Raw genomic sequence first — 25270 nt, forward strand, 5'->3', positions numbered from 1 at the left:
CCGGAACAACGTCACTTCGTCGTGAGATCGGTGAAAAGGCTGTCGACCGAATGCCGCAGGGACCGGGCCGTGGGCGCCGGGGCGTGGCCCACCCGGAAGAAGACGGCCGGGCACCGGGTGTCAAAAAACGGGAAGACGCGGCCCAGGTCGGCCATCATGCGGTGGGCCAGGCGTTGTTGCCGGGCCGTGAGCCCCGCCCCGCCGGAAAACCGCATGCGCGACATCAATAGCAGCGGACCCGCCAAGGGTTGGAACGCCAGCCCCCGTTGGGTGGCTTTGAGCCAGAGGATCTCCAGGGCTCGGCCGGCCGTGACCAGGCTCTCGACATCGTTCAGCGGGATGCTGAGCATGCCGAAGGCCGCGGAGCGGCGGGACCGGGCGGCGGACCCTTTTTGAAACAGGGAGAACAGGCCTGTCCACGCCAACAAAGGCGCCCGCCAGGTCGAGGCGGCCAGGGTGAACAGCGCCCCGCCCAAACGCCCCAACTCCAGACTTTCCAAAGAAAGACCGTCTCGGGTGGCCTCGGCCTCGGCCGGCGTCCGGCGCAACCAGGTGAGAAAGGACGTCAACAAACCGTCGTTTTCAAACAACACCCGGTTGTAGACCGCCATGGCGTTGGCCACGACATCGCGGGACGCCGGGGTGTCCACCCACTCCATGCGCACGTCCGGTTCAAACGGCGCCACCGCTGAAAAAAGCGCGTCGCGGTGGGCCGCGGACAAAGGCCGCGCGTCGTAAGCCAACCGGTTGGTCACCCGCGCCGACAACACGGCCTCCAACGACGGGTCCGTGCGCGATCCGGGCACGGGTCGCACCCGCGCGACCAGAGCGCCCCGGGCGTCCTCGGGCATCTCCACCTCCGTGCGGTACCCGCGGGCCGCCGCGGCCACCTCCATGTTGGCCAAAGCACACCCCAGGCCGACCCAGGTGTCGGGGTTCGTGTAGTTGAGAAAAGGGTTGGCGCGGTCGGGTTGAACGTGGACGCCGACGGAGGTCCCGTCCCAGGAGAACCGCCAGGGCTGGCTGTTGCCCACGGAGGGGGCCCGCACGGCCGCTTCCACGAGAGCGCGCCCCAAAGCGGGGGGAAGCGGGGGGACGGCGGGGGACGCGGCGGGCGCCGGGCGAGGAACGGGACTGTCCATGGCGGGACGCCCCGCCAAGACCCCCTCCAACGCCTCGGCCAGAACCCGGTCGGCGTCCATGGGAGTGCCGCGGGCGGCGAAAAGCCGCGCGCGCTCGAACAAGCCGGTGTCCTCGAACATTTGGTCCAAAACGGCCGCGATCCGCGCCGGGGTTGCCCATTCCGGACGGAGCAGGCGCCCCAACCCCGCGGCTTCGATAAAATGCATGTTAAGGAACTGGTCCAAATTGGACGGCAAACCCAAAACGGGTTTTCCGGCCAACAACGCCTGCTGTCCCCCCGCGGATCCGCCGTTGAAAACCACCAGATCCGCGCCCGCGCAGGCCTTGTCGCCCGGGACGAAAGGAAGGACGTGCAATTCCAACCGGGACGGATCGGGATTGGCCGGCGGCTCCGCCCCCGCGGTGGCGAGAACCACCCGGGTCGGCCGGCGCGCGAGGGCCGCAAGCACCGCCGGCAAGACGGTCGCGTTCCCCGAGGTTCCCAAATTCACGTAGACGGTTCTTTTCCCGGCCGCCGGCCGCGACAATTCCTCGGGAAAAGGCAAATTCGGTGACCAGACCACAGGCCCCATGTAACGGTGGGACACCGGCAACCATTCGACGGGCACCACGCTCGGGAAGTCCGGGTACAGGGTGATGTCCCCGTGACAATATATTTCTTGCAAACTGTGGCCAAACTCCGGACGTCCGAATTTCGCGTTCAGCCGATTGAAGTCGTGGGCGTAGCGCAGGAAAAAAATCGGCCGCAACGCGTCGAAAACAAGTTGGGCCGGCCACACACCGAACCGATGGGTCACGGGGCCTTCGGGAACGCGAAAGCGCGGCCGCGCGTAAGGGCTCCAATGGGCGTTGATAATATTAACGTAAGGGATGCCGGCGAATTGGGCGCTCGTGCCCAGGGACAGGCGGTAATCCCCGACCACGACATCGGGGCGGCTCTCGCGAAAAATCTCCAAATCCCAACTGACGTACCGCTCCAGCAGGGCGAAGTCGTAAACGGGCGCCCCGCGGTAGAGGCGTTGGCGGAAGTCGGTGGTCGACACGGTCCGGAGAGGATAAAATTCATTGGTGAAATTCCCCAGCCATGTGTTGTAACGGGGGTCCCAGGCAAAGAGCGGCGTGAAGCGCGAGCGATCGAGACCGGCCGCCAATTTAAAAAGACGCCCGACGTGAGTGACCGTCACGGCCTCGGCCATGAAGAGCACCCGGCGCGGCCGCTGCCGCGGCGCCGGCCCGGGCAAGGCGGGGGTCACCCGCCGCGCCGGGGAGGCCGCCGGCAGGAAAGTCCCCCATTTCCCCCGTTTGTCGAGGAAGACGGACTCGAGGGGCAGGCGCATCGCCCGCGCGGACGGCGGGTCGGCGTAGCCCACGCGGAAAAACATCACCGGGACCCGTTGGGCGAACGCCGGTGTCCCGCGCGTCAGGGCCGCCGCGGCCTCTTCGACGACCGCGCGTTGGCGGTCGCTGAACCCCCCTCCGTCGGCGAACCGTCGCCGGTAATCGAGCAACAAAACGCCCGCCAGCGGTTGAATCGACAGACCCCGCGCCGTGGCGGCGAGCCACAGCCGCTGAAACGCGCGCCCCCCATCCAAGAAGGGACCGGGGGCCATGGCCTCGGCCGTGATCAACCCGTAAAGGCCCCCCGCCTCCCCCACCCGTCGGGCCCCGGCCTCGGCCCAGCGCGCCGCCCCCAGCCAGCGAGCCAACAAGCCCCCCCCGGGGCCCAGGAGACGACGAAAAATCCACCGAACCACCGGGCCCAGTTCCAGGGAGCGCAGCCCCATGCCGTCCCTTCGGGAGTACTCTTCGTCCTCGGTGCGGCGGATCCAGGGGGCGATGCTGAGCCAAATGCCGGGGTTGTCGAACAGAAGCCGGTGGAACAACCCGTGGGCGCGGGCGGCTTCCGAGATGCCCGCGGGGGTGTCGATCCAATCCAAACGGAGCCCCGGGGCCGCCGCCCAACGCTCCAACTCGGCCCGCGCGTCCGGTGGCACCGGGGTCCGACGATAGGGCCGCCGGTTCGTCGCGCGCGCCGGGATCATGTCCGCGAGAGGGCCCGACTCCGACGGACGGTTGGTGGCCCGGACCCGGGCCCACAATCCGTTGCGGGCGTCCTCGGGAAACGTCTCCACCCACAAACCCAAACCGCGGCGGGCGGCGACGGCCTCCATGTTCGCCAACACCCCCCCCAAGGCGATCCAAGTGTCGACGTTGACAAAATCAAAAAACGGGTTCGATCGCATGGGATCGATGAAAATCTCCAGGGCATCCCCGTCCCAGGCGAACCGCCAGGGTTGGCAGTTGGCCGAGGACGGAGCCAGGATCGCCGCCCGGACCAATTCCTGGACGATTTCCGGCGCTTCCAACGGCAAAGCCTCCTCGGGGGAGGGCGCGGCCGGGGGCGTCGGCGAAACCGACGAACGCGCGCCGCCCCGTCGCGCGAGCTCGTCGACGGTCTCGTTCAGTATTTCCCCGGGCCGGTATCGCCCGGCCACGGCCGCCAAGGCGCGGGCGCGGTCCCGCCGCGACCCGTTGGCGAGGGCCTCCCGCACGGCGTGGGTCACGGCGGCGGGTGTCAGTCGATCGGATCGCAACAGCACCCCGGTCCCGGATTTCTCCACAAACTCCATATAAAGGAATTGGTCCATGTTGGAGGCGATGCCCACGACCGGAATCCCCGCGACCAACGCTTGCTGCGCGCTGGCCACCCCGCCGTTGCAAACAAGGAGATCGGCCGCGGCGCAGGCCGCGTCGCCCGGAAGGAAATCGACGAGGTGCTGGTCCGGTCCCGCCGGCTCGGTTCGAATTTTCCCCCCCGTCGCCGCCAACACGCGGACCGGAAGACCGGCCAGCGCCTTCAGGATCAACGGCAGCAGCCTCTCGTTACCGGAAGAACCCAACGCCACGTAGACCACCGGTTTGTCCCGGGGGAGCCCCCGCAGGATCGGCGGCGTCGCCACCGCGGGGGACCAGACCACCGGACCGAGGTAACGGTGGGAGGACGGCAAGTCGCGCGTCGGGGTGATTTCCGGTATGTCCGGATAAAGGGTCCGGTCGCCGGCGCAATAAATGGCCCTGAGGTCCCCTCCGCAATGGGGTCCTCCGAATTTGCGGCTCAACCGGTTGAAGTCCCGCGCGTGGGCGCGAAAGGCCCAGGGACGGACAAGATCGAAAGCGGTTTGCGCCAGCGGCAGCGGAACCCGACGCGCCAAGGACGTCTCGGGCACCCGGAACCGCGGCGCGGCGTGGGGGCTCCAATGGGCGTTGACGACGTTCACGTACGGCAACCGCGTCACGGCCGCGCTGGTCAATAGGGACAGCCGAAAATCCCCGACCACCACGTCCGGCCGCGCTTCACGAAAAATTTCCAGTTCCCAGGCGGCGTAAATTTCGATGGTGCGGGCGTCGTACAGGGGGCGCCCGGCCCGGAGACGATCGAGAAAGAATTCGGCCGAGACGCTGTGGATGGGGTAGTATTCGCCCGGCAGCGGCCCCAAAAGACGGTTGAACCGGGGGTGCCACGCGAAGAGCGGCTCAAACCGGGACCGGTCCAACAGGCGCGCCAAGGCGAGGGCGCGCCCCACGTGGGCCAGGGTGACGGCTTCCGCGACGAACAGAATTCGGGCGACGCTCACCGTTCAAGCCTAACACGGGCTCCGACGATCCGCAAGGGCGGGTCGGCGCGCCCCTTGCCGGGCGATCGACCCCGCTTTACTAACCCGTCCCTGATTTAGGTTACATTCTGGCCGGGCGATTTTGTGTGGCGACAAGGAGCGAGGAAGGCGCATACCGGGAGTATGTAACTGACGAGCGACGCCGCTCGCCGCGCAAAAGCGCCCGGCCCCGAAGGGGGAGCCCCCTTTTGCCCTGCTTCTGCGTTGCTCCTCGGTTACGATGGCCCGCATCGCGCCCTCGTCGCGCCTTGAACCCGGGCAAAAGGGGGCTCCCAGAATATAGCCGAAATCAGGGACGGGTTAGTATACTGGGGTCGCATGGCCCGCGTTTTGATCACCGGAGGCGCCGGTTTCATCGGCGCGCGCACGGCCGGCCGCCTCGACGCGGCCGGCCACCGCGTCCGCGTTTTGGACGTCCTCGACCCGCAGATACACGGCCCGCGCGCGGGTTTTCCCCGGGACCTGCCGCGGGGGGTCGAGACCGTCCGCGGCGATGTGCGCGACGCCCGAACGGTGAACCGGGCGCTGGGGGACATCGACGCGGTGTTTCATTTCGCGGCCCGCACCGGCACGGGCCAAGGCCAATACCAAATCGCCGAATACGTCGACACGAACGTCGGGGGAACCGCCGCCCTCCTGAACGGGATCGTGCGCCGGGCCCGCCCCCCCCGGTTGATCCTCGCTTCTTCGCGGGCGGTTTACGGGGAAGGCCCTGTCCGTTGCCCGCGACACGGCCCGATCCGCCCCGCGGAACGAAACCCCGGGGACCTCGCCCGCGGCGATTTTGATTTGAAATGCCCGCGGTGCGGATCCCGCGTCGATTCGGCCCTCTGCGACGAAAACCAGCCCACCGACCCCCGCTCCCTTTACGCGGTGACGAAAAAACACCAAGAAGACCTCTGCCGGGAAGCGGCCCGGAGCCACGGTGTTCCGGTGGTGATCCTCCGGTATTTCAACGTTTACGGGGCCGGCCAGTCGCTCCACAACCCCTACACCGGTGTGGCGACCGTTTTTTTTAATCGTCTCATGGCGGGCGCGCCCGTCGATCTTTACGAGCGCGGCCGACCGACCCGGGATTTCGTTCACGTGAACGACGTGGTCCGGGCCAACCACGCCGCCTTGTCGCGGCGCGCCGCCACCGACGGTCCGATCAACATCGGCGGCGGGCGGGCGGTCTCCGTGCGAACCCTGGCCGCGGCGCTCGGGCGGGCCATCGGCCGCCCGGCGGTCTTCCGCGACGAAGGTCTCTATCGGGTGGGCGACATCCTCGCCTGCACGGCGGACCTCCGGCGGGCGCGACGGATGTTGGGGTTCCGTCCCCGGGTATCGTTGGAACGCGGCCTCAAAGAATTTGCGGAATGGGCGATGCGGCAAGTCCCGCGCGGAGGGCTCCCCTACGCGCGGACACTGCGGGAGCTCGCGCGTTTCGGTTTGCTGGGAAAGGCCCGGGATTCCTAACCGAGGGGAGCGATCTCGATGGACCGTGAACCGTAGACGTCTTCCAAAGGACGGCGGTAGGAGCGTCCCGTCGGCGCCGACGAATACCCCAATCGAAAGACAACCAAGGGGACGCGATCGGCGAATTCCGGGGCGTGCCGCACGATCGTGGCCCGCGCCGCCTCCAGCCACTCTTTTTCTCGGGGCGACACGCCGGCTTCGGCCGCGAGCCGTCGGCGCATTTCAAAAAGCACCATACCCACCAACGGGTGGACCGAAAGACCCGCGCGCGCGGCGGCGAGCCACAACCGCTGAAACGCCCGCCCGCCTTCCACCATCGCGCCGGCGTCCCAATTCCCGACGGTCAGGACCCCGAGGGCGCCGCTGGCGGAGCAACGATCCCGGGAGTTCGCCGCCACCCGCCCCGCCACCCAACGCCCGACCCACGCGCCCCCACGGGACTGAACAAACCCCATGACGGCACGCTCCAAGGGGCCGAGCTCCAGGGAATCGTAACTCAACCCGTCCCCCCGTCCTTCTTCGGTGGGCGTGCGCACCCACCGCAAAATCGTTCTTCCCACCAGACGGTTGTGCAGCGTCATGCGGTCGAAGACCGACAACGCCCCCGCCGTGTCGTCGACCGCGGCGCGGTCGGTGATCCACGCCAATCGCACGTCCGAGGAAATGGCCCAGACCCCCAGAGCCGACAAGAGATCCTTGGGCAAGGGGTCCGGGGCGTAGGGACGGCGGTTGGTCACCCTTCGCTCAATCCACGGGGCCAGCGCGCCGGCGTCTCCCCCGAGGTCGGTGCGGTCGACGTGGGCCAAGAGGCCACCGCGGGCGTCCCGGGGGAACAGCCGCGTCACCACTCCCTCCCCCCTCTGATTCGCCACCGCTTCCATGTTGGCGATGGCGGCGCCGAGCGCGATCCACAAATCGCTGTTGGCCGTGTCCATAAACCGGTTGTTGCGCAACGGGTCGACGCGTACCTCCAGGCCGCCGTCCACCTCCCGGAACAAGAGAGGTTGGCTGTTGCCGGCGCTGGGAGCCCAAAGCGCCGCGTTGGCGAGCTCGTGGGCCTCCTTGTCGGACAGCGGCCGGACGGGCGCCGGCGTTCCCAAAACCCGTTCCAAACAAGGGGGCGCGCGATGGCCGCGGTTTTCCAAGCATCGGTCAAGCGTTTCCGCCAGGATATTCCGGTCCCGCCGGGTTTTCATGGCGGCCGAGACCTTCTTCGCGCGATCGCGAAACGCCGGTTTGTCCAGAAGGGTCCGCAGGGCGGCGACAACGCCGTCCTCCGTGACCCGCGCGGCGGGCAGATGCAATCCCAACCCTTTCGAAACGACATGCTGCATGTAAATGCCTTGATCAATGTTGCCGCTCAACCCCAAAAGCGGAATTCCCGCCAGCAGGGCGGGGATCGCCGTGCCGATGCCCCCGCCGCAAACAACGACGTCCACCCCGGGCACGACGTCCGGACCCGGCAACGGAAACTGAAAATGGGCCCGGCGGTGACCCCCAAAAAGGGATCGGTCCGGTGAAGCGACCAGGGCCCGCGCCCCCAAACGGTCCAAGGCGCGCAGGACTTTTTCCATCAAGGCGTCCGTCCCCGCGGGAGATAAATCGACATAGACCAACGGTCCCTCCCCGGCGGGGACGGGAGGCGAGCCGCCCGCGACGGGGGGGCGCCAGACCACGGGCCCCATGTACCGATGGTTCGCGGGGGCGCCGCGGGTCGGCACGACTTCGGGAACATCGGGGTAGAGGACCCAATCCCCCCGGGAAAGCAAACGGGATATTTCCTGCTCTTTGGGCTCGTAGCCGAATTGGGCTCCGACGCGAATGAGCCCCCGCGATGCCCGATGGGAGATGAAGGGCTGCAACAAACTCAGCACGATTTGGCGGGACAACGTCCGCAGGCGGTGCTCCACCCGTCGGTTCAGCCAAGACCAAAAATCACGGGCGTAGGGGCTCCAGTGGGCGCCGACGATATTGACGTAAGGCAGACGCGCCACCGCCGTGCTTGTGACCAAGGAAGGCCGAACCCCCCCGACCACCACATCGGGCGCGGCTTCCCGGAACACCTCGAGGTCCCAGGCGACGTAATGCTCGATGTTCGCGTCCCCGAAATAGAAATGGAACTGGGACAGGCCGCCGAAAAACTGCCGCGGCAAAATGGTGGGCAAGGGGAAGAAAGGGAACTCCAGCGGTCCCAATTGGGCGTTGTAGCGGGGGTGCCAAGCCAGCACCGGTGAAAACCGGGCCGGGTCCAGTGAGCGGGCCAGCGTCAGCATCCATCCGGGGTGGATGGGACTGACCGCTTCGGCCACAAAGAGGACGCGTGCGGGGGGCATCCTTTACTTTTACCTTGGGCGAAGGGCCCCCGCAAGGGAAATTATTGGGCGGGTGGGTTGGCGAGGTCCTTAAGGTTTTGGCCGATCTGTTCCATGTCTTTGTCGCCGCGACCGGAGAGACAAAGGACGACCGTCTGCCGAGCGCCCATCCGACGGGCCAACCGGGGAAGGAACCCCAGGGCGTGGGCGGATTCCAGGGCGGGGGCGATGCCCTCGGCTTCGCTAAGGAGGCGAAAACCCGCCAGAGCCTCCCTGTCCGTCGCGGCGACATAGGTGGCGCGACCGGAATCCTTGTAAAAGGCGTGCTCCGGCCCCACCGCGGGGTAGTCCAACCCGGCCGAAATCGAATGCGTCTCCAGAACCTGGCCGTCGGCGTCCTGCATCAAATACGTGCGCGCGCCGTGCAACACCCCGGGCGAACCCGTGCACAAGGTCGCGGAATGGCGACCGGTGGACAGCCCGTCGCCCCCGGCCTCGACCCCGAAAAACTTAACCTTCGGCAAGTTGTAAAACGGGGCGAAAAGGCCGATGGCGTTCGACCCCCCCCCCACGCAGGCCACGAGGGCGTCGGGGTCGCGGCCTTCGGCGGCCCGGTGTTGGCGCAACGCCTCGCGGCCGATCACGCTTTGAAATTCGCGCACCATCCACGGGTACGGGTGGGGCCCGACGACGGAGCCCAGGCAGTAAAACGTCGTGCGCACGTTGGTCACCCAATCGCGCATGGCCTCGTTCACCGCGTCTTTCAAAGTGCGGGACCCCGACAGAACGGGGATGACTTTGGCGCCCATGCTGCGCATGCGTAACACGTTGAGGGCCTGGCGCTTCATGTCCTCGGCGCCCATGTACACCTCGCAGTCCATCCCCAAAAGCGCACAGGCCGTTGCCGTTCCGACACCGTGCTGCCCCGCGCCGGTCTCGGCGATCACGCGCCGCTTGCCCAGTCGCTTGGCGAGCAGGGTTTGCCCCAGGGTGTTGTTGACCTTGTGGGCCCCGGTGTGGCAGAGATCCTCGCGCTTCAAATAAATCCGGGGACCGCGCAAACGGGTCGTCAGGTTTTTTGCGAGCAGCAACGGCGTGGGCCGGCCGGCGAAGCGCCGCAACAACCCATCCAATTCCGCTCGGAACGCGGGGTCCCGCCGAAAACGACGGAAGGCCGCTTCCAACTCGGCCAGGGGCGCCATCAAGGTTTCGGGGACCCACCGGCCCCCGTAGGCGCCGAAATACCCGCGGCGATCGGGAAGGTCTTTGAGCTTCATGCGTTCTTCGCCTCGTCGATAAATTTTTTCATGCGATCGAAATCCTTCCGCTTGGGGGATTTCTCCACCCCGCTGGCCACGTCCACGGCGAACGGTTGGGCCGCCTCGACCGCCTGGGCCACATTGTCCGGCGTGAGGCCGCCGGCCAGAAAGAGGGGTTTCCCGAAGGCCCGAGCCCGGACGGCCAAATCCCAGGGAAAGGTCTGCCCGGTTCCCCCCGCGACCCCCTCCACGCGCGCGTCCAACAGGAAATACCCGACGACGTCTTTGTACGCCGCCAGTTGTTCGAGGTCGGCCTCCCCGCCCACGCGGAAGGCCTTGATCAGAAGAACCTCCAGTTTTTCGGAGAGGGCCCGCGCGTCCTCGGGGGTCTGGTCGCCGTGCAGTTGAACGCCCGTCAACCCCACCTTTTGCGCGATCTTGAGTATTTCGGGCACGGTGTGCTCGACAAATACGCCGACCGTGGGCACAAAGGAAGGCACCTTCCGCGCGATTTTGGCCGCCTGTTCGGGGGACACCTTGCGGGGGCTCTCCTTGCAAAAATTGAGGCCGATGTAATGGGCCCCCAGGTTGACGGCCCAGGTCGCGTCCTCTTCGTTGGTCACGCCGCATATTTTTATTTTTGTCATGGGTCAACTCTTTCCGGCGTCCACCAAAACGCGGGCCGCCTTTTCCAAATCGGGCTGCCGAAGCAACGATTCGCCGACGAGAACCGCGTGGATCCCCAACGGCTTTAACGCGCGGACGTCGTCCGGGGTTTTGATGCCGCTTTCGGCCACGAGGGTGCGGTCCGCGGGGACACCCACCGCCAAACGGGCGAAAGCTCCCGGATCCATGCGCAGCGTGTCGAGGTCGCGGCTGTTGAGGCCGATGATCCGGGCCCCCGTCCGGAGGGCCCTCTCCACCTCCGGCGCGGTGTGCGCCTCCACCAGGGCTTCCATGCCCCACCGATGGGTTTCGGCCAGAAGGACCGTCAACATCGCGTCATCCAGAAGCCGAACGATCAACAACACCGCGTCGGCTCCGTGAGCGCGGGCTTCGACCACCTGGTAGGAATCGATCACAAAATCCTTCCGCAACAACGGCCGATCGCACGCGCGCCGGGCCTCCGCGAGGTGTTCCGGACGACCCCCGAAAAAATGCGGCTCCGTTAAAATCGACAACGCCCGCGCTCCCGCCCGGGCGTACGCCGCCGCGCCGGCGGCCACGTCGTAATCCGGCCGCAAATGGCCGGCGGAGGGGCTTTGGGCCTTTAACTCGGCGATCACACCGATGCCCCCGCCGCGCCGCACCGCTTCCGAGAACGAACGGGGCGGAGGCGCCGTCGCGGCCGCTTTTTCCACAATCGCCGCGGGCCGCCCCGCTCGCCGCCCGGCCAAATCCGCGCGGGTTCGCTGAAGGATGTCGTTCAGGATCGCGTTCATGGACGACGGTTCCCCCTCACCGGGGGGCATTGCTCAGAGCGGCCAATTTCTTCAATTTTCCCCGGGCCTCTCCGCTGTCGATGGAGGCTTCCGCCACCCGGCGGGCCTCCTTGAGGGTTTTGAGGTCGGCGCGCCCGCCCGCCCGGGCCGCCACCCACAGGGCGGCCGCCGCGTTCGCGACGACCGCGTCCCGCTCCGGGCCCGGCGCGCCGGACAACACACGGCGGAGGATCTCGGCGTTGTCTTCTTTGTCCCCCCCGGCCAGCAGGCCGGGGGCGTGGCGCTTAAAACCGAAATCGGCGGGCGCAAGCTTTCTTTTGCGGACCCGCCCGTCCATAATTTCGACGCAATCGGTCGTGCCGGAGAGCACGATTTCGTCGTGCCCGGACCCGTGCACCACCAGGGAATACCGTGTGCCCAACCGCACCAACACCCGGGCGATGGTTTCGGCCATGGCCGCCGAGAACACCCCGATCACCTGGGCCGTGGCGCCCGCCGGGTTCGTGAGAGGACCCAGGAGGTTGAACACCGTCCGGACCCCCAATTCCCGGCGAACGGGCATCGCGTGTTTCATGGCCGGATGGAACGCCGGAGCGAACAGGAAGGCGATCCCGATGTCCCGCAGGCACTTTTCCACGACGGCCGGACCGGGGTCGATGTTCACGCCCAGGGCTTCCAACACATCGGCGCTGCCGCATTTGGACGAGATGGAGCGGTTGCCGTGCTTGGCCACGGGCACCCCCGCGCCGGCCACCACGAACGCCGCCGCGGTGGAGATATTGAAACTCCCCTGCCGGTCCCCGCCCGTCCCGCAGGTGTCCACCACCACCGGCCGGCCGGCGGGGTGAATGCGCGTGGCCGCGTGTCGCATGGCGTCCGCCGCGCCGGCGATTTCATCCACGGTCTCGCCTTTGGCGCGCAGGGCGATTAAAAACCCCGCGATCACCGAGGGCGGTGTGGCGCCGGAAAAAATATCCAGCACCGACGCGCGGGCCTCATCGAAGGTCAAATCGGACCTCTCGATCAATTTCGATAACGCCGCCTGGATCATGGACCTCTCCGAAGGGATTAAAACCATATCATACCAACTTCCCCCCGGCGCCGGAACCCGCGCCCGGGGGTGGACGCGCGGCGGGATTCGACTTAGAATGAAGGACCGTGAATCTGCCGCGCCTGTCCCTTCTGCCGACGTTCCTGCGGGAAATCTTTTCCACCCGCGTCCACCCCCGGGAGCCCGAACCGGACCTCGTCATGGACGATCCGGAGGCGGTCCGCGCGTTCACCCACGCGGGTCGGCGGGGGGGCCCGGCCGAGGCCTACTACCTCTTTTATTGCGGCCGCGCTTGCGTCGCGCTGCACGGCGCACGGCGGGTCCTTGACCTGGGGTGCGGCCCGGGCACCCAGTTGGTTCAATTGGCGGAGCTCTGCCCCGACGTCGCCTTCACGGGGGTCGACCTCTCGGAAAGCATGCTGGCGGAGGCCCGCCGGTACGCCGCCGAGCGGGGTGTGCGCAACGTGAACTTCGTTCGGGGCGACGCCACGCGGCTGGAATTCCCCGATCACAGCTTCGACGGGGTCATGAGCGTCATGGCGCTGCACCACATGCCCACGGACAAAGAGCTGCGCGCCGTGTTCCGCGAAATCGCCCGGGTGCGGACCCCCGGGGGCGCCGTGTTCCTTGTGGATTTTGGGCGTTTAAAGTCCCCCTTCTCCATGCTGACCTTCGCCTTCGACAAAGCGGACGCGCAATCGCCGCTTTTGACCTTGGATTACGAACGGTCCCTGCGGGCCGCTTTTCGTTTGGAGGATTACCGCGCCATCGCCGGCGAATGCCTGCCGGAAACGACCGTTCACAGCACGTTCAAGGTCCCCATGCTGGTGGTCATCCAGACGCCGGATCGGCCCTTGCCCGGACCCCTTCGGGAGCGCCTGCGGGACAAGGTCGAAAACCTGCCCCGGGACCAACGGCGGGACATGGACGACCTGCGCGTTTTCCTGCAATTGGGCGGCCTGGACCACGATCCGTTCGGAGGCGCCCCGGCCTGGCCCCTTGAGGTCTACCGCCAATGGGCGCGCCAGCGATCGACCGGGCCCGCCACGCGGGGCCCGCGCACCGGGCTTGGGCGTTGGGGAGTGGCCGCCGAGGTGGCGCTCCGGATCGCCGCGCACGGCCTGAGGGCCAAATTCTGGTCGTGGGCGTCGGCGCGCGTCGCCGAACACCGCGCCGAGGCCGAGCGAAAGGACACGGCGGCTCTGAGCCGGTTCCTTCAAAAACGATTGGGGGCGCTGAAGGGGCCGCTCATGAAATTCGGCCAGATGGCGAGTTACCTCAACGACCGTTGGCCGCCCGAGGCGCGGGCGTTCTTGGCGTCGTTGCAGGACCACGCTCCCGCGATGAACGCCCGGGCGATCCGGGCCCACGCCGAACTCTCGCTCGGGAATTCCCTCGAAGCGCTTTTCACGGATTGGGAGGACGCTCCCTTGGCCGCCGCGAGCATCGCCCAGATCCACATCGCCCGGCGAAAAACGGGCGAGCGGGTGGTCGTTAAAGTGAAGTACCCCGGCATCGAGTCGGCGGTGCGGTCGGACCTGCGCCTCCTCCGGGTCTTGTCGCCGTGGGTCGACCGCCGCCTGCGCGTCGTGTCCAACACGCGATCGTTGCTGAAGGAAACCAGCGCCCTGCTCGCGGCGGAATGCGATTTCGCCAAGGAGGCCGAGAATCAAACTTTGTTTCGGGAGGCGTTCCGGGACGACCCGGCGCTCGTGATTCCGCGGGTGCACGCCGACGCTTCGTCCCGGGACGTGTTGACCATGGATTACATCGAAGGGCGCTCGTTCGTCGACTTCCGCGACGCCGCGTCCGCCGAGGAGAAAAACCGCGCCGCGCTGGCGATCGCGCGGTTCGCCGTCACCGCCATCCACCGCCACGCGATCTACAACGGCGACCCGCACCCGGGCAATTATCTTTTTCTGGCCGACGGCCGCGTCGCCTGCCTGGATTTCGGATTCAGCCGCCGGTGGCCGGCGGCGTTCATCAACGCGTCCAAACGGCAGGCGCTCGCGGCCCACGATCGGGATTTGGAGACGTTCACCGCCATGGCGCGCCTGATGGGCTACGAGTTCGACCGAACGGAGGATTACCGGGAATTCCTGGAGCTCTTGCGGAGCGGGCCCTACGCCCCATGGATCGAAGACCGGGACTTCCATTACACCCGGTCTTTCCTTCACAACGAAATGGGAAAGGTGGCCGAATTTTCACGACGGGCCGGCCGCCTGCGCCTCTCGCCGGAACATCTCATCGTTCAACGCGTGATGTGGGGTCACCACGCCCTGTTCGCGGACCTGGACGCCCGCTTCAACCTGCACCGCGTCCTCCTGCCGCTCCTGAGGGCGACGCTGCCCGACGATCCGAAGAATTCCTAAACCCGGAACCCCAGAAAGTTTTTCAGCAAATCCCGGCCGCCCTCGGTGAGGATGCTTTCCGGGTGGAACTGCACGCCCTCGAGCGCGGGCAAGGTCCGGTGCCGGACCCCCATGATTTCCCCGTCCTCGCTGGAGGCCGTGACGATCAAATCCCGGGGGCAGGTTTTCCGCTCGATCACCAAGGAATGATAGCGCGTGGCCGTGAAGGGGTTTTTGAGGCCCCGGAACACGCCCTTGCCGTCGTGGCGGATGCGGGAAGTTTTGCCATGCATCAGCTTTTTCGCGCGGACAATGTTCCCCCCGAAAGCGTGTCCCAGGGATTGATGGCCCAGGCACACCCCGAGGATCGGGATGCGCCCGCCGTAAGCACGAATGACGTCGACGGAGACCCCCGCTTCTTTGGGCGTGCAGGGACCGGGGGACACCAGGATGCGATCGGGCGACCAGCGCTCCACGTCCGCCACCGTCAGCGCGTCGTTCCGGACCACTTTGACTTTTTGCTTGAGCTCGCCCAGGTATTGAACCAGGTTGAACGTGAACGAATCGTAATTGTCGATGACCAAAATCACGCGCGGCCCTCCGCCAAGCGGAGCGCCGCCACCAGCGCCGCCATTTTGTTTTGGGTTTCCTCGAATTCCTTTCCCGGCACCGAATCGGCCACCACGCCGGCGCCGGCCTGGAAATGGACGCGGCCTTTTTCCAAAAGCAAAGTGCGGATCGCGATGGCCACGTCCATATTCCCGGTGTAGGAAAAATACCCCACGGCGCCGCCGTAAAGGCCACGCCGGAACGGTTCCAGCTCCTCAATGATCTCCATCGCGCGGATCTTGGGCGCGCCGGACAGCGTTCCCGCGGGGAACGTCGCCCGGAAAAGGTCGAAAGCGTCCAACCCCGGCCGCAAGGCGCCGGTCACTTTCGAGACGATGTGCATGACGTGGCTGTAGCGTTCGATGTCCATGAATTGATCGACGCGAACGCTGCCGGGCCGCGACACCCGCCCCAAATCGTTGCGCGCGAGATCCACCAGCATCACGTGCTCGGCGCGTTCTTTGGGGTCCGCCAACAGTTCGCGGGCCAGCCGTTCGTCCGCGGCGGGGGTCGCGCCCCGCGGCCGGGTCCCGGCGATGGGCCGGGTCTCGGCCCGGCCGTCCTCCAATCGCACGAGCATCTCGGGGCTGGAACCGACGATGTGGCGATCGCCGTCACGGAAAAAATACATGTAGGGCGACGGGTTGACGCGCCGCAGCGCCCGGTAAAGTTCCAAGGGGTGCGCTTTCGTTTCCACGCTCACCCGGCGGGAGGGCACCACTTGAATGATGTCCCCGGCCGCGATGTAGCCCTTGGCTTTCTTGACCGCCTCGATGTACCGCCGCCGTTCGGCGGAGTCCGCGGGCAACGGGCGCCGGTCCGGGTCCAGGGTCGGCGTCAAGGGCGGCGCCGCCGGGCGCAGTCGCGCCAGGCGGGCCGTGAGGTCGCGAACCGTCTCGCGATGGATCTTTTCGGCGGACGCCCCCCGCGGCACGCGCACCGTCCGCACGAGGCGCAGGGTGTGGGCCACATGGTCAAAAATAAAGAGGTCCCCGGTCAGGAAAAAAACGAAATCCGGAAGGCCGAGGTCGTCTTTGGCGCGAACGGGCAATCGTTCAAAATGGCGAACGATGTCGTAAGCGATGAACCCCACCGCGCCGCCGTAGAACCGGGGCAAACCCGGGATCTCCGGCCCGCGCCGGTGGGCGAGAGCCTCGCGCAGGGGGGCCAGCGGACCGACCCCGGTCGCGTCCACCGCGGGGGACGCCGAACGGGATCGCAAAACCAGCCGGGGTTCAAACGCGGCGAAAGAATAGCGTCCCAGGTGTTCGCCGCCCTCCACGCTTTCCAACAGGAAACACTGGGGGCTGCGCCGGTAAAGCGCGTGAAAGAGGCCCAGGGGGGTGACTTCGTCGGCCGGGCATTCGACGGCGATGGGCACGACGGGGAACCGCCGGCTCAAGCGCTTGAATTCCGGCAACGCGGGGGTGATCATCGCACCAACCGTCCTTTCACGCGGACCAACGGAAGGAACGGCGTCCGCTGTCCTTTCGCGTCCTTCCAATCGCGGCTGTCCCCGGATTCGTCGCGGTTGTCGCCGAGCACCACCACGTGGCCGGGCGGCACGACACCCAAATCGAGATTGTCCCCCACCAGGATTTCCCCGGCCCGGGTGTACCGCACGTAGGACTCCAATTGACGCACGCCGTTCAAATACAACTCCTTGTCCTTGAACCGCACCGCGTCGCCGGCGACGGCGACGGCCCGCTTGACCATCCCTTTTTGCCCGTCCGGTCCCTGGAACACGATCAACTCGCCCCGGCGGGGGGCGCCCCAGCGGTAAACGGACTTGTTGACCCAATAGGTCCGCCCCACCGGCAAGGTGGGTTCCATGGACGCCGAAGCGATCACGACGTTTTCGAACAAGAACACCCGAAAAACCGCCGCGCCGACCGCGCCCAGCGCCAATAAAAAAAGGATTCGTCGCACGTCGGCTTACTTCTTGTACACCTTCGCCGGGTCAAAAAGGATTTCGCCGCGGATGTCCAGGGCGTTTTCCTTCCCCACGTGGTGGAAAAAACACGACTTGCGCCCGGTGTGGCAGGCCGCCCCGCCGATCTGGTTGACGCGGATCAGCACGCAGTCCTTGTCGCAATCCAGGGCGATGGATTTGACTTCCTGGTGGTTGCCGCTTTCCTCGCCTTTGCGCCACATTTTGTTGCGCGACCGGCTGAAGAAAACCCCCCGACGCCGCTCCACCGTTTCCAGCAGCGCCTCTTTGTTCATGTAGGCCACCATCAGGACGGTGCCGTCGGCGTCGTCCTGGACCACCGCCGGGACGAGTCCCTGGGCGTCGTATTTCACGCTGTCGATCCAATCGGGTTTGTTCATCTCACAACCTCACGGGTATGTTTTTTTGGGCCAAGCGGGCCTTGAGGCGCCCGATGGCGAGTTCACGAAAATGGAAAAGCGACGCCGCCAAAGCGGCGTCCGCGCCCGCGCGGAAGGCGTCGACGAAATGGTCCACCGCGCCCGCCCCGCCCGAGGCGATCACGGGCACGCGCACCGCCCGCGCCACCGCCGCCAGGAGGGCCGTGTCGTAACCGGCCTTGGTCCCGTCGGCGTCCATGCTGGTCAACAAAATCTCCCCCGCGCCCCGGCGCACGGTTTCGCGCGCCCAGGCGACGGCGTCCTTCCCCGTCGGGGTGCGACCGCCGTGGATGAAGACCTCCCAACGGCCTGGGCGGGTGCGTTTGGCGTCGATGGCGGCAACGACGCACTGGGCGCCGAACCGGCGCGCGGCCTCCGTGAAAAAGGCCGGCCGCTTCACCCCGGCGGTGTTGATGGACACCTTGTCGGCCCCCGCGCTCAGCAGGACGCGGATGTCTTCGACGGTGCGTACGCCGCCGCCCACGGTCAAGGGGATGAACACCTGCTCGGCGGTGCGCCGGACGACGTCCAGGAGGATCGGCCGTTTGTCCGAGGACGCCGTGATGTCCAAAAACACCAGCTCGTCGGCCCCCTCGGCGTTGTAGCGGCGGGCCACCGCCACCGGGTCGCCGGCGTCCCGCAGGTTCAAAAAGCGCGTGCCCTTCACCACCCGCCCGGCGTTGACGTCGAGGCAGGGGATGACGCGCCGCGTGAGATTAGGCGGGCGCCTGGGCAACGGCGAGGGCCTCCGGCAGTTGGATTTTTCCGGCGTAGAGGGACTTGCCGAGGATGCAACCGCGCAACCCTTTGGGGGCGAGCGCCTTGAGCGCCTTGACGTCGGCGATGGAGGACAGCCCCCCCGAAGCGTAGACGCCCATGTGGGTCATGCCGAGGACTTTTTCAATCGATTCGAAGTTCGGGCCTTTGAGTGTGCCGTCCTGCTTGATGTCCGTGTAGACGATCTCCCGTATGCCCAGACGGTCGATGGTCTTGATGACGTCGGCCAATTGGTGGCCCGAATCGGCCTGCCACCCTTCGATCATGACCTCGCCGTTCACCGCGTCGACGGCGGCCATGACGCGGCTGGGGTAATCCCGAACGATGTCCTGGATCCACGCGGGGCTTTTCAAAATCGCGGTGCCGACGATCACCCGGCCGATCCCCTTGTCCAACAGCGCGCGCACGGTGTCCGGGTCGCGGAGACCGCCGCCGAATTGGACGACGATGTTGACCGCGTCCTTGATCCGATGGACCAAGTCGAGGTTGGCGGCGTGACCGGTGAAAGCGCCGTCCAAATCGACGACGTGCAATCGCTGGGCCCCGAGCGAAACCCAGTGCTTGGCCATTTCCACCGGGTCGGTGGAATAAACCGTTTGTTGCTTGGGATCGCCGTGGATCAAGCGCACCACGGACCCCGCCTTGATGTCGATCGCCGGTATCACGAGCATGTCATCCTCCCCGAGTCGAACGTTGTGAAGCGAGCAGCCCCCGAAGAAACGCGAGGCCCGCGGCCCCGCTTTTTTCCGGGTGGAATTGGGTCGCCGACACCCGGTCGCGGGCGACGGCCGAACAAAACGGTTTTTCATGCACCGTGCGCGTCCAGACGTCCCGCCGATCCGCGGGCACCGGATAATACGAATGGACGAAATAGTAATGGGCCGGACGGAACCAGTCGCGCCCGATCCCCCCGGGGCGCGCCACGGCGCGGTTCCACCCCATGTGCGGCACTTTGGTGCTTTTCCGCGCGGGGCGGAATTTGACCACCCGGCCCGGCAGGACGCCAAGCCCCTTCACGCCGGGGGCCTCCTCGCTCGATTCGAACAGCAACTGCAGGCCGAGGCAAATGCCGAAGTAGGGACGGCCGCCGCCGATCCACTCCTTTAGGAACCGGTCCACGCCCCGCCGCCGCAACACGCGGGCGGCGGCGTCAAAGGCCCCGACCCCGGGCACGACCAGCAAATCGGCCTTTTCAAGACGGCGCGGCTCCTCGGACACGAAGGCCCGCGCCCCGGCGGCGTCGAAGGCCTTCTCGACCGACCGCAGGTTGCCCATGGCGTAATCGAGGACGCCGACGGTCGTTTTCAATCGACGAGCGTTCCTTTGGTGGAGGGCACGGTCGCCGCGCGGCGCGGATCCACGGCGACGGCCTGCGCCAGGGCGCGACCGAAACCCTTGAAAAGCGATTCGGCGATGTGATGGTTGTTCCGTCCCTGAAGCAGTTTCATGTGCAAGTTCATCCGCGCGCTCATGGCGATGGCCTGAAAAAAGTCGTCGAACAATTCGAACGCGAAGGGCGGCTTGTTTTGAACCGTGAACTTCACTTTAAAATCGAAATAGGGCCGGCCCGAGAGGTCGAGGGCGATGTAGGAAAGCGTTTCGTCCATGGGCGTCAGGGCGCGGCCGACCCCGCGGCCGTCCGGGCGCAGGGCCTGGCCGTAGCGGACGATTCCCCGTTTATCGCCCAAGGCGGCCGCCAACACCTCGCCGAAGGTCAAGCCGATGTCCTCGACCAAATGGTGGTCGTCGATGTGTGTGTCGCCTTTGGCTTTGAGGGTCAGGTCAAAGTTGCCGTGTTTGGCGAACAGCTCCAGCATGTGGTCCAAAAAGGGCAGCGTGGTCGACACGCGGTAACGCCCCCGACCGTCCAGCCCCAAGGCCAGGTCGACGGTGGTTTCCTTTGTCGCGCGTTTTTTCCGGGCGGTGCGATTCATGACGAAAACCTCACTTCCAAGGACCGGGCGTGGTGCGCCAACCCCTCCGCCTCCGCGAAGAGCGCCGCGTCCGTCGCGGCGCGCCGCAACGCGGGGCGGGAGAAAGCGATGACGCTCGTCCGTTTTAAAAAGGTCTGCACCGAGAGCCCCGAGGCGAACCGGGCCGAACGGCCCGTGGGCAAGACGTGCGAGGGTCCCGCCCAATAATCCCCGACGGCCACCGGCGACCACGGCCCCAGGAACGCCGCGCCGGCGTTGGGAATTTTCTCCAAAAGGGCGGCGGGGTTTCGCACCGCCAGCGACAAATGCTCGGGGGCCCGCCGCGAGGCCGCCCGAGCGGCCGCCGCGAGGGTGGGGACTTTCACAAAATCGCACTGGGCGCGGAACCCCGGCGCCACGGCGGCACGGATGGCCGCCAGGGCGCGCCCGTCGGTGGAAATCAACACCGCCCGCGCCAGGGGGTCGTGTTCGGCCTGGGCCATCAAATCCGCTGCGACATACGCCGCCGGCACGGACCCGTCGGCCACCACCGCGATTTCGCTGGGGCCCGCCAGCATGTCGATGCCCACGGCGCCGAACACCTGGCGCTTGGCCTCGGTCACCCAGGCCCCGCCCGGACCGGCGATCAAATCCACCGCGGGGACCGTGGCCGTGCCGAAGGCCAGGGCCCCGATGGCGGCGACGCCCCCGATGCGGTAAATCTCGTGCACCCCGGCCAGGGCGCAGGCCGCTAGCACCTCGGGCGTCAAGTGGCGCGGCGGCGTGGCGACGACTATCCGGGGCACGCCGGCGACGGCGGCCGGAATGGCCGTCATCAACACCGTCGATGGGTAAGCGAAGCGCCCCCCCGGCACGTAGAGACCGGCGGAGGCCACCGGGCGGACGTCCTGGCCCAGGGTGCGACCCCCGGCCGTGACGCGCCAGGAGCGGGCTCCGTGACGTTTTTCGGCCTCGTGAAAAAATCGAATGTTTCCGGCCGCCCCTTCAAGGGCGCGCCGCCGGTCGCGGGGCAAGCCCCGCAGGGCCCGGCGCGGGGCGTCGGCGGTCACGCGCCACGCCCGGGGCCCCAGGGCGAGCCCGTCAAAACGGCGCAACAACACCGCCACGGCGCGGTCCCCCCGCCGACGGATGTCTTCCAAGTAACGGGCCACGGTGTTTTTCACGGGAAAATTATATCAAATGGGAAAATACGTCCGTCGGAAGTCAGACGTCGGCCCGCGACAAGTGGCGGTGCCCCCACACCAAGGGCAGGAAGAAGGCCAGAAGGTTCAAAAGGGCCATAACCGCGAGGACCGCCGCCACGACCGGCCCGGACCACAGGGACCGCCCCACCACGGCTGAAAAATAATGCATGCGCATCAAAACCGCCTCCAGGGCCAGCGTCAAGGCCACGTACAGGAGCCCCGTGACCATAAACAGCACGCCCCCGGCGGAGGTTTGAATTTGCGCCACGTTTTCCACACCGAACCGGGGAAACAAGGCGCCGAAACCCACGCCCATGCCCGCGAGCGTCACCGCCATGACGAGCACCGTGAGGTTGGACAGCCGGGTCACGAAGGGATCCACGCCGAGAAAATGGTTCGACACACCCACCAGCACCACGCCCAAAACCGCGATGGGCGCCACCCCACCCAAAAATTTGCTCCAGAGTATTTCCCAGAGGCTCAGCGGCGCCGACCGCAGGGCCCACCAGGATCGGCCCTCCAGGCTGACGGCGGGAAACACGAACCGCAGGGCCACCGAGGCCAAAACGAATCCCGTCATCCCGATGTTCAGGAAGGACACCAGCCCTTTCAGGAACCGGGAATCCAAAGGAAGCTTGTGGATGCTCAGGAGATAAACGGCGGCCACCGAGGCCAGCATCAAGAGCTGGGACCATTGGTTGGGGTCCCGAAAAAAAACGGCCAGATCCTTGCCCAGGATCGCCCGAAACCGCGTTCCAAAAAAACCGGGCACCCCCCGCCACTCCGCGCCGAGGGGGCGGCGCTTTTTCCGTCGGTCGCATTCCTGGGCCGCGACCCATCCGGCGTAGTACGACCGCTCCCCCGCCGCGACGAGAAGCGCGAAGGCCAGCGCGGCCGCGAACACCAGCGCGGCGCCGTAAAACACCGCCTCCCGAGCCGAACCGTTCAGAAACGCCGCCACCGCCTGGGCGTACCAGGTCGAAGGCAACCAGGGGGACGACGGCGCCTCAAGCAGGGCGATGTATTCCAGGGTCGCGGACATGGTGTCCGCCCGTAAAAACTTCGCCGGGGCCAACCACCGGACCCACAGAAAGAGCCCCGTGCAGATCCCCATCGCGACGGCCAGCATGATGTCGCGGACCCGCCGGGCGGGAAACACCCGCATGAGGCCCAGGGACAGGCCGATCCCGCCCGCGCTCGCCAACCACGCAAAGGGCATTCCCAAAACCGCGAGCAATAAATAAAAACCGGCCCCCTGCCCCGTCACCCGGCCGTAGGCCGCCAGGAAGGGGAGCAGAGCCAAAACCATCATCCAGGAAGAGAAAACGGCGGTTTCGAGGGATTTGAAGGCGAACAGCGTGCGGTGGGGCAGAGGCGTGTGGACCAGGAGCGCCAGATCCCGTGCGAAAAAAAGCGTCGTGAAAGACGTGATGGTGGCGGAAAAGAGGATCATGAAAAACGCGGTCAGAAGGGCCATCGACAGGATCTTGACCAAAAGAAGCGGCCCCGCCAATTCCACCCCGTGGACCGCCCGCAGGAATCGCAACGCGCCCCAATGGAGGAAAACAAAAAACAAAATGCCCAGGGCGGCAAAGGCCGCCGCCTTCCATCGTTCCGGGCCCGTGCTGCGAACGATCCGGTTTTTCAGTTTCAGAAATTGGATTTTGAGAAGGAGGATCAATCGAGGGCGCGCAAAAGGTCTTTGTCACGGTCGCCGCCGGTCAACGACAGGAACACATCCTCCAAACTGCCCCCACTCGAAGACTGGGCGCGCAGTTCCGCCAGCGTGCCCGCGCGCGTCACCCGCCCCCGTTCCACGATGCCCACCCGGTGGCAAAGCCGCTCGGCGATTTCCAGCACGTGCGTGCACATGAACAGCGTCACGCCCCGGCGGGCGAGCGTCTGAAAAATATCCTTCACCAACCGCGCGCTTTTGGGATCCAGTCCCACCATGGGCTCGTCCAAGAACAGGACCTTGGGTTGATGGAGGAGAACCCCGGCCAGCACCAACTTTTGCCGCATGCCGTGGGAAAACGTTTCCACCAACTCGTCGCCGCGATCGGCGATCTCGAACATCTCGAGCAATTCGGGGATTTTCTTCTTTTGATACCCCCCATCCACCTCGTAGAGGTCGCCCACGAAACGGAGGAATTCGTGGCCGGTGAGGTGGGGGTACACGTAGGGCTGGTCCGGCACGAGTCCGAGGATTTTTTTGGCGGCGCGCGGGTCGGCCTGCACGTCGTGGCCGCCGATAAAAACCCGACCCGCGGTCGGCCGCAGAAGGCCGGTGAGCAGCTTGACGGTCGTGGTTTTGCCGGCCCCGTTGGGGCCGAGATAACCGAAGATCTCGCCGGGGGCGATGTCGAGGTCGAGGGCGTCGACCGCGGTGACGTCGCCGAACCGTTTGGTGAGGCCCTCGGCGCGGATCATACCCAAAGACGAAGCGCCGTCAGCACCGCGCCGCCGGCCAGCGGCACGGTGACGTTGTCGTTCCAGCGGGTCGAAAACGCTTCCACCACGGCCACCGCCAGGGCGGCCAAAAGGGGCTCGGCCCCGCCGGCCCCCGCCGTCAGGCCCCAGACGCCCACCGCCCAAGCGCTTAAAAAAACGGCCAACGTGCCTTCGGCGCTTTTCGCGCCGATCCGCAAATGGCCGACGGTCCGTCCCACCCATTCCCCCACGGGATCGGCCACCGCCGAGAACAAAAACGCCGCGCGCGCGATGTCGGGCGCGGGGAAACACACCGCCGCGCCCAGGCACCCCGCCCACGTCCACCAGGCCCCCGACGGGCCCGGCCGGGTTTCGGAGCGGCGCCGGATTTCAAAAACGGTTTGAACCCCCCAGCCCGCCGCCAAAAAGCCGATCGCTCCCCAGCGCCCCGCCGTCCCGAGAACGACGGCCGCGATCAAGCCGATGCCGTGAAATCCTTTGGCGCGTAAATAATTCACGGCCCCCGCCGTCCGGCCAGGACCGCCGCGACCCACCGGCCGATCCCGGACAGCGCGTCCCCGGCGCGATCGATCAACAAAAACGTGTTCAGCGCCCAGGCGTCACGGAAAGCCGCGAGGGACACCGCCCGGGGAAAAAGCGCCTTGGCCACCAGCGCGAGGACGAGCGCGTTCGCCAGGGCAATCAAAACGAGGGAGAAGAAGCGTCCCGCCTGACGGAGATCCGGCTGGTCCTGCCGCAGGGCGTGGACCGTCAGGGCCGCGTGAAAGGCCAGCGTAAAGCCGAGGCCGGCGCCGACCCACAGGGGCGGCGCCGCCAAATCCGCGTACCGCCGGACCAGGGCGTAGAGACCCAGCACCCCCACGGCGTAAATCGGAACGCAATAGGGCGCCAGGGCCACGGCGACGTTGGAACCCGACAAACGGACTTCGCCGCCTTTGTCCGAAACGAACAGGGATTTCACTTTGTAACCGGAAAACGCCGCGGCCACGGCGTGGGTCAGTTCATGGCCGAAGACATAGAGCGTCATGGGACGGCGAAACACCCACTGCAAAAGGAGGTAAAGACCGGCGCCCGCCAGGAAGGGCAAAGCGTCCATCCAGAGGGGCGCCACCGCGCGAACTTGGCGGGCGAGGGCGACCCAGGCCCCCACGGTTGGCACCGCGAGAAGCAGGCCGAGCGCGGGATAAACGACCGCGCGCGCGGAAAGGAATCGGGGAAGGGGGCTTTTCTTGCGAAACCGTTGCCGACGGGCCAC

The 25270-nt window shown here is 66.6% G+C and carries 21 protein-coding genes; 2 read left to right on the top strand and 19 right to left on the bottom strand.

Annotated features, from left to right (window positions below):
• Positions 1-11: 11 nt before the first annotated feature.
• On the bottom strand, positions 12-4778 hold the full coding sequence (locus IPI56_08910; GenBank protein ID MBK7545844.1) for a hypothetical protein: 4767 nt from the start codon (positions 4776-4778) through the stop codon (positions 12-14).
• 357 nt (positions 4779-5135) lie between these two features.
• On the opposite strand from IPI56_08910, the gene IPI56_08915 reads away from it, so the two are divergent.
• On the top strand, positions 5136-6275 hold the full coding sequence (locus IPI56_08915) for an NAD-dependent epimerase/dehydratase family protein (protein MBK7545845.1): 1140 nt from the start codon (positions 5136-5138) through the stop codon (positions 6273-6275).
• Here the strand turns inward: IPI56_08915 and IPI56_08920 are convergent.
• From IPI56_08920 to trpD, 5 genes are read right to left on the bottom strand one after another with little or no spacing between them, the layout of a single operon-like run.
• Entirely contained in the window at positions 6272-8608 is a 2337-nt protein-coding gene (locus IPI56_08920) for a hypothetical protein (GenBank protein ID MBK7545846.1), read from the bottom strand. The two genes, IPI56_08915 and IPI56_08920, sit on opposite strands and share 4 nt — an antisense overlap.
• Before the next feature lie 41 nt (positions 8609-8649).
• Positions 8650-9864 (bottom strand): tryptophan synthase subunit beta, encoded by a 1215-nt coding sequence (gene trpB, locus IPI56_08925; protein ID MBK7545847.1) that lies wholly within the window; start codon positions 9862-9864, stop codon positions 8650-8652.
• Positions 9861-10493 carry a phosphoribosylanthranilate isomerase gene (locus IPI56_08930; protein ID MBK7545848.1) on the bottom strand — a complete coding sequence of 211 codons (633 nt, stop codon included), beginning with the start codon at positions 10491-10493 and terminating at the stop codon, positions 9861-9863. The genes trpB and IPI56_08930 overlap by 4 nt, the downstream gene beginning before the upstream one ends.
• A gap of 3 nt (positions 10494-10496) precedes the next feature.
• Positions 10497-11288 carry an indole-3-glycerol phosphate synthase TrpC gene (trpC, locus tag IPI56_08935; GenBank protein MBK7545849.1) on the bottom strand — a complete coding sequence of 264 codons (792 nt, stop codon included), beginning with the start codon at positions 11286-11288 and terminating at the stop codon, positions 10497-10499.
• A gap of 16 nt (positions 11289-11304) precedes the next feature.
• Positions 11305-12339 (bottom strand): anthranilate phosphoribosyltransferase, encoded by a 1035-nt coding sequence (gene trpD / locus IPI56_08940; protein MBK7545850.1) that lies wholly within the window; start codon positions 12337-12339, stop codon positions 11305-11307.
• A gap of 107 nt (positions 12340-12446) precedes the next feature.
• Between trpD and IPI56_08945 the strand changes: the two genes are divergently transcribed.
• On the top strand, positions 12447-14711 hold the full coding sequence (locus tag IPI56_08945; protein ID MBK7545851.1) for a methyltransferase domain-containing protein: 2265 nt from the start codon (positions 12447-12449) through the stop codon (positions 14709-14711).
• Here IPI56_08945 and IPI56_08950 read toward each other — a convergent pair.
• From IPI56_08950 to IPI56_09010, 13 genes are read right to left on the bottom strand one after another with little or no spacing between them, the layout of a single operon-like run.
• Positions 14708-15280 (bottom strand): aminodeoxychorismate/anthranilate synthase component II, encoded by a 573-nt coding sequence (locus IPI56_08950; GenBank protein ID MBK7545852.1) that lies wholly within the window; start codon positions 15278-15280, stop codon positions 14708-14710. The two genes, IPI56_08945 and IPI56_08950, sit on opposite strands and share 4 nt — an antisense overlap.
• A complete protein-coding gene (gene trpE, locus IPI56_08955) occupies positions 15277-16734 on the bottom strand; it encodes an anthranilate synthase component I (GenBank protein MBK7545853.1) in 1458 nt (485 codons plus the stop codon). Before trpE ends, IPI56_08950 begins: the two co-directional genes overlap by 4 nt.
• Positions 16731-17228 (bottom strand): signal peptidase I, encoded by a 498-nt coding sequence (gene lepB / locus IPI56_08960; protein MBK7545854.1) that lies wholly within the window; start codon positions 17226-17228, stop codon positions 16731-16733. The genes trpE and lepB overlap by 4 nt, the downstream gene beginning before the upstream one ends.
• Before the next feature lie 6 nt (positions 17229-17234).
• A complete protein-coding gene (gene hisI / locus IPI56_08965) occupies positions 17235-17630 on the bottom strand; it encodes a phosphoribosyl-AMP cyclohydrolase (GenBank protein ID MBK7545855.1) in 396 nt (131 codons plus the stop codon).
• Between the two features lies 1 nt (position 17631).
• Positions 17632-18405, bottom strand: a complete 774-nt coding sequence (hisF, locus tag IPI56_08970; GenBank protein MBK7545856.1) for an imidazole glycerol phosphate synthase subunit HisF — start codon at positions 18403-18405, stop codon at positions 17632-17634.
• On the bottom strand, positions 18386-19117 hold the full coding sequence (gene hisA, locus IPI56_08975; GenBank protein MBK7545857.1) for a 1-(5-phosphoribosyl)-5-[(5-phosphoribosylamino)methylideneamino]imidazole-4-carboxamide isomerase: 732 nt from the start codon (positions 19115-19117) through the stop codon (positions 18386-18388). The genes hisF and hisA overlap by 20 nt, the downstream gene beginning before the upstream one ends.
• 1 nt (position 19118) lies before the next feature.
• Positions 19119-19721 (bottom strand): imidazole glycerol phosphate synthase subunit HisH, encoded by a 603-nt coding sequence (gene hisH, locus IPI56_08980; protein ID MBK7545858.1) that lies wholly within the window; start codon positions 19719-19721, stop codon positions 19119-19121.
• Between the two features lie 29 nt (positions 19722-19750).
• Positions 19751-20380 carry an imidazoleglycerol-phosphate dehydratase HisB gene (gene hisB, locus IPI56_08985; protein MBK7545859.1) on the bottom strand — a complete coding sequence of 210 codons (630 nt, stop codon included), beginning with the start codon at positions 20378-20380 and terminating at the stop codon, positions 19751-19753.
• A complete protein-coding gene (gene hisD / locus IPI56_08990; protein ID MBK7545860.1) occupies positions 20377-21543 on the bottom strand; it encodes a histidinol dehydrogenase in 1167 nt (388 codons plus the stop codon). The genes hisB and hisD overlap by 4 nt, the downstream gene beginning before the upstream one ends.
• 40 nt (positions 21544-21583) lie before the next feature.
• Positions 21584-23245, bottom strand: a complete 1662-nt coding sequence (locus tag IPI56_08995; GenBank protein ID MBK7545861.1) for a hypothetical protein — start codon at positions 23243-23245, stop codon at positions 21584-21586.
• Complete coding sequence (locus tag IPI56_09000; GenBank protein MBK7545862.1) at positions 23242-23994, bottom strand: ABC transporter ATP-binding protein; 753 nt, start codon at positions 23992-23994, stop codon at positions 23242-23244. Before IPI56_09000 ends, IPI56_08995 begins: the two co-directional genes overlap by 4 nt.
• Complete coding sequence (locus IPI56_09005) at positions 23991-24512, bottom strand: hypothetical protein (GenBank protein MBK7545863.1); 522 nt, start codon at positions 24510-24512, stop codon at positions 23991-23993. Before IPI56_09005 ends, IPI56_09000 begins: the two co-directional genes overlap by 4 nt.
• Positions 24509-25270 carry a hypothetical protein gene (locus tag IPI56_09010; GenBank protein ID MBK7545864.1) on the bottom strand — a complete coding sequence of 254 codons (762 nt, stop codon included), beginning with the start codon at positions 25268-25270 and terminating at the stop codon, positions 24509-24511. The genes IPI56_09005 and IPI56_09010 overlap by 4 nt, the downstream gene beginning before the upstream one ends.

Source organism: Elusimicrobiota bacterium (genome assembly GCA_016706425.1).
Lineage (GTDB): Bacteria > Elusimicrobiota > Elusimicrobia > FEN-1173 > FEN-1173 > JADJJR01.

Excerpts from the sequence above, each read along its gene's own strand:
- hisI (MBK7545855.1), bottom strand. The coding sequence starts at position 17,630 with ATGAACAAACCCGATTGGATCGACAGCGTGAAATACGACGCCCAGGGA.
- IPI56_09000 (MBK7545862.1), bottom strand. The coding sequence starts at position 23,994 with ATGATCCGCGCCGAGGGCCTCACCAAACGGTTCGGCGACGTCACCGCG.
- trpD (MBK7545850.1), bottom strand. The coding sequence starts at position 12,339 with ATGATCCAGGCGGCGTTATCGAAATTGATCGAGAGGTCCGATTTGACC.
- hisH (MBK7545858.1), bottom strand. The coding sequence starts at position 19,721 with ATGGGCAACCTGCGGTCGGTCGAGAAGGCCTTCGACGCCGCCGGGGCG.
- trpC (MBK7545849.1), bottom strand. The coding sequence starts at position 11,288 with ATGAACGCGATCCTGAACGACATCCTTCAGCGAACCCGCGCGGATTTG.
- trpB (MBK7545847.1), bottom strand. The coding sequence starts at position 9,864 with ATGAAGCTCAAAGACCTTCCCGATCGCCGCGGGTATTTCGGCGCCTAC.
- hisB (MBK7545859.1), bottom strand. The coding sequence starts at position 20,380 with ATGAATCGCACCGCCCGGAAAAAACGCGCGACAAAGGAAACCACCGTC.
- IPI56_08930 (MBK7545848.1), bottom strand. The coding sequence starts at position 10,493 with ATGACAAAAATAAAAATATGCGGCGTGACCAACGAAGAGGACGCGACC.
- IPI56_08920 (MBK7545846.1), bottom strand. The coding sequence starts at position 8,608 with ATGCCCCCCGCACGCGTCCTCTTTGTGGCCGAAGCGGTCAGTCCCATC.
- trpE (MBK7545853.1), bottom strand. The coding sequence starts at position 16,734 with ATGATCACCCCCGCGTTGCCGGAATTCAAGCGCTTGAGCCGGCGGTTC.
- hisA (MBK7545857.1), bottom strand. The coding sequence starts at position 19,117 with ATGCTCGTGATACCGGCGATCGACATCAAGGCGGGGTCCGTGGTGCGC.
- IPI56_08915 (MBK7545845.1), top strand. The coding sequence starts at position 5,136 with ATGGCCCGCGTTTTGATCACCGGAGGCGCCGGTTTCATCGGCGCGCGC.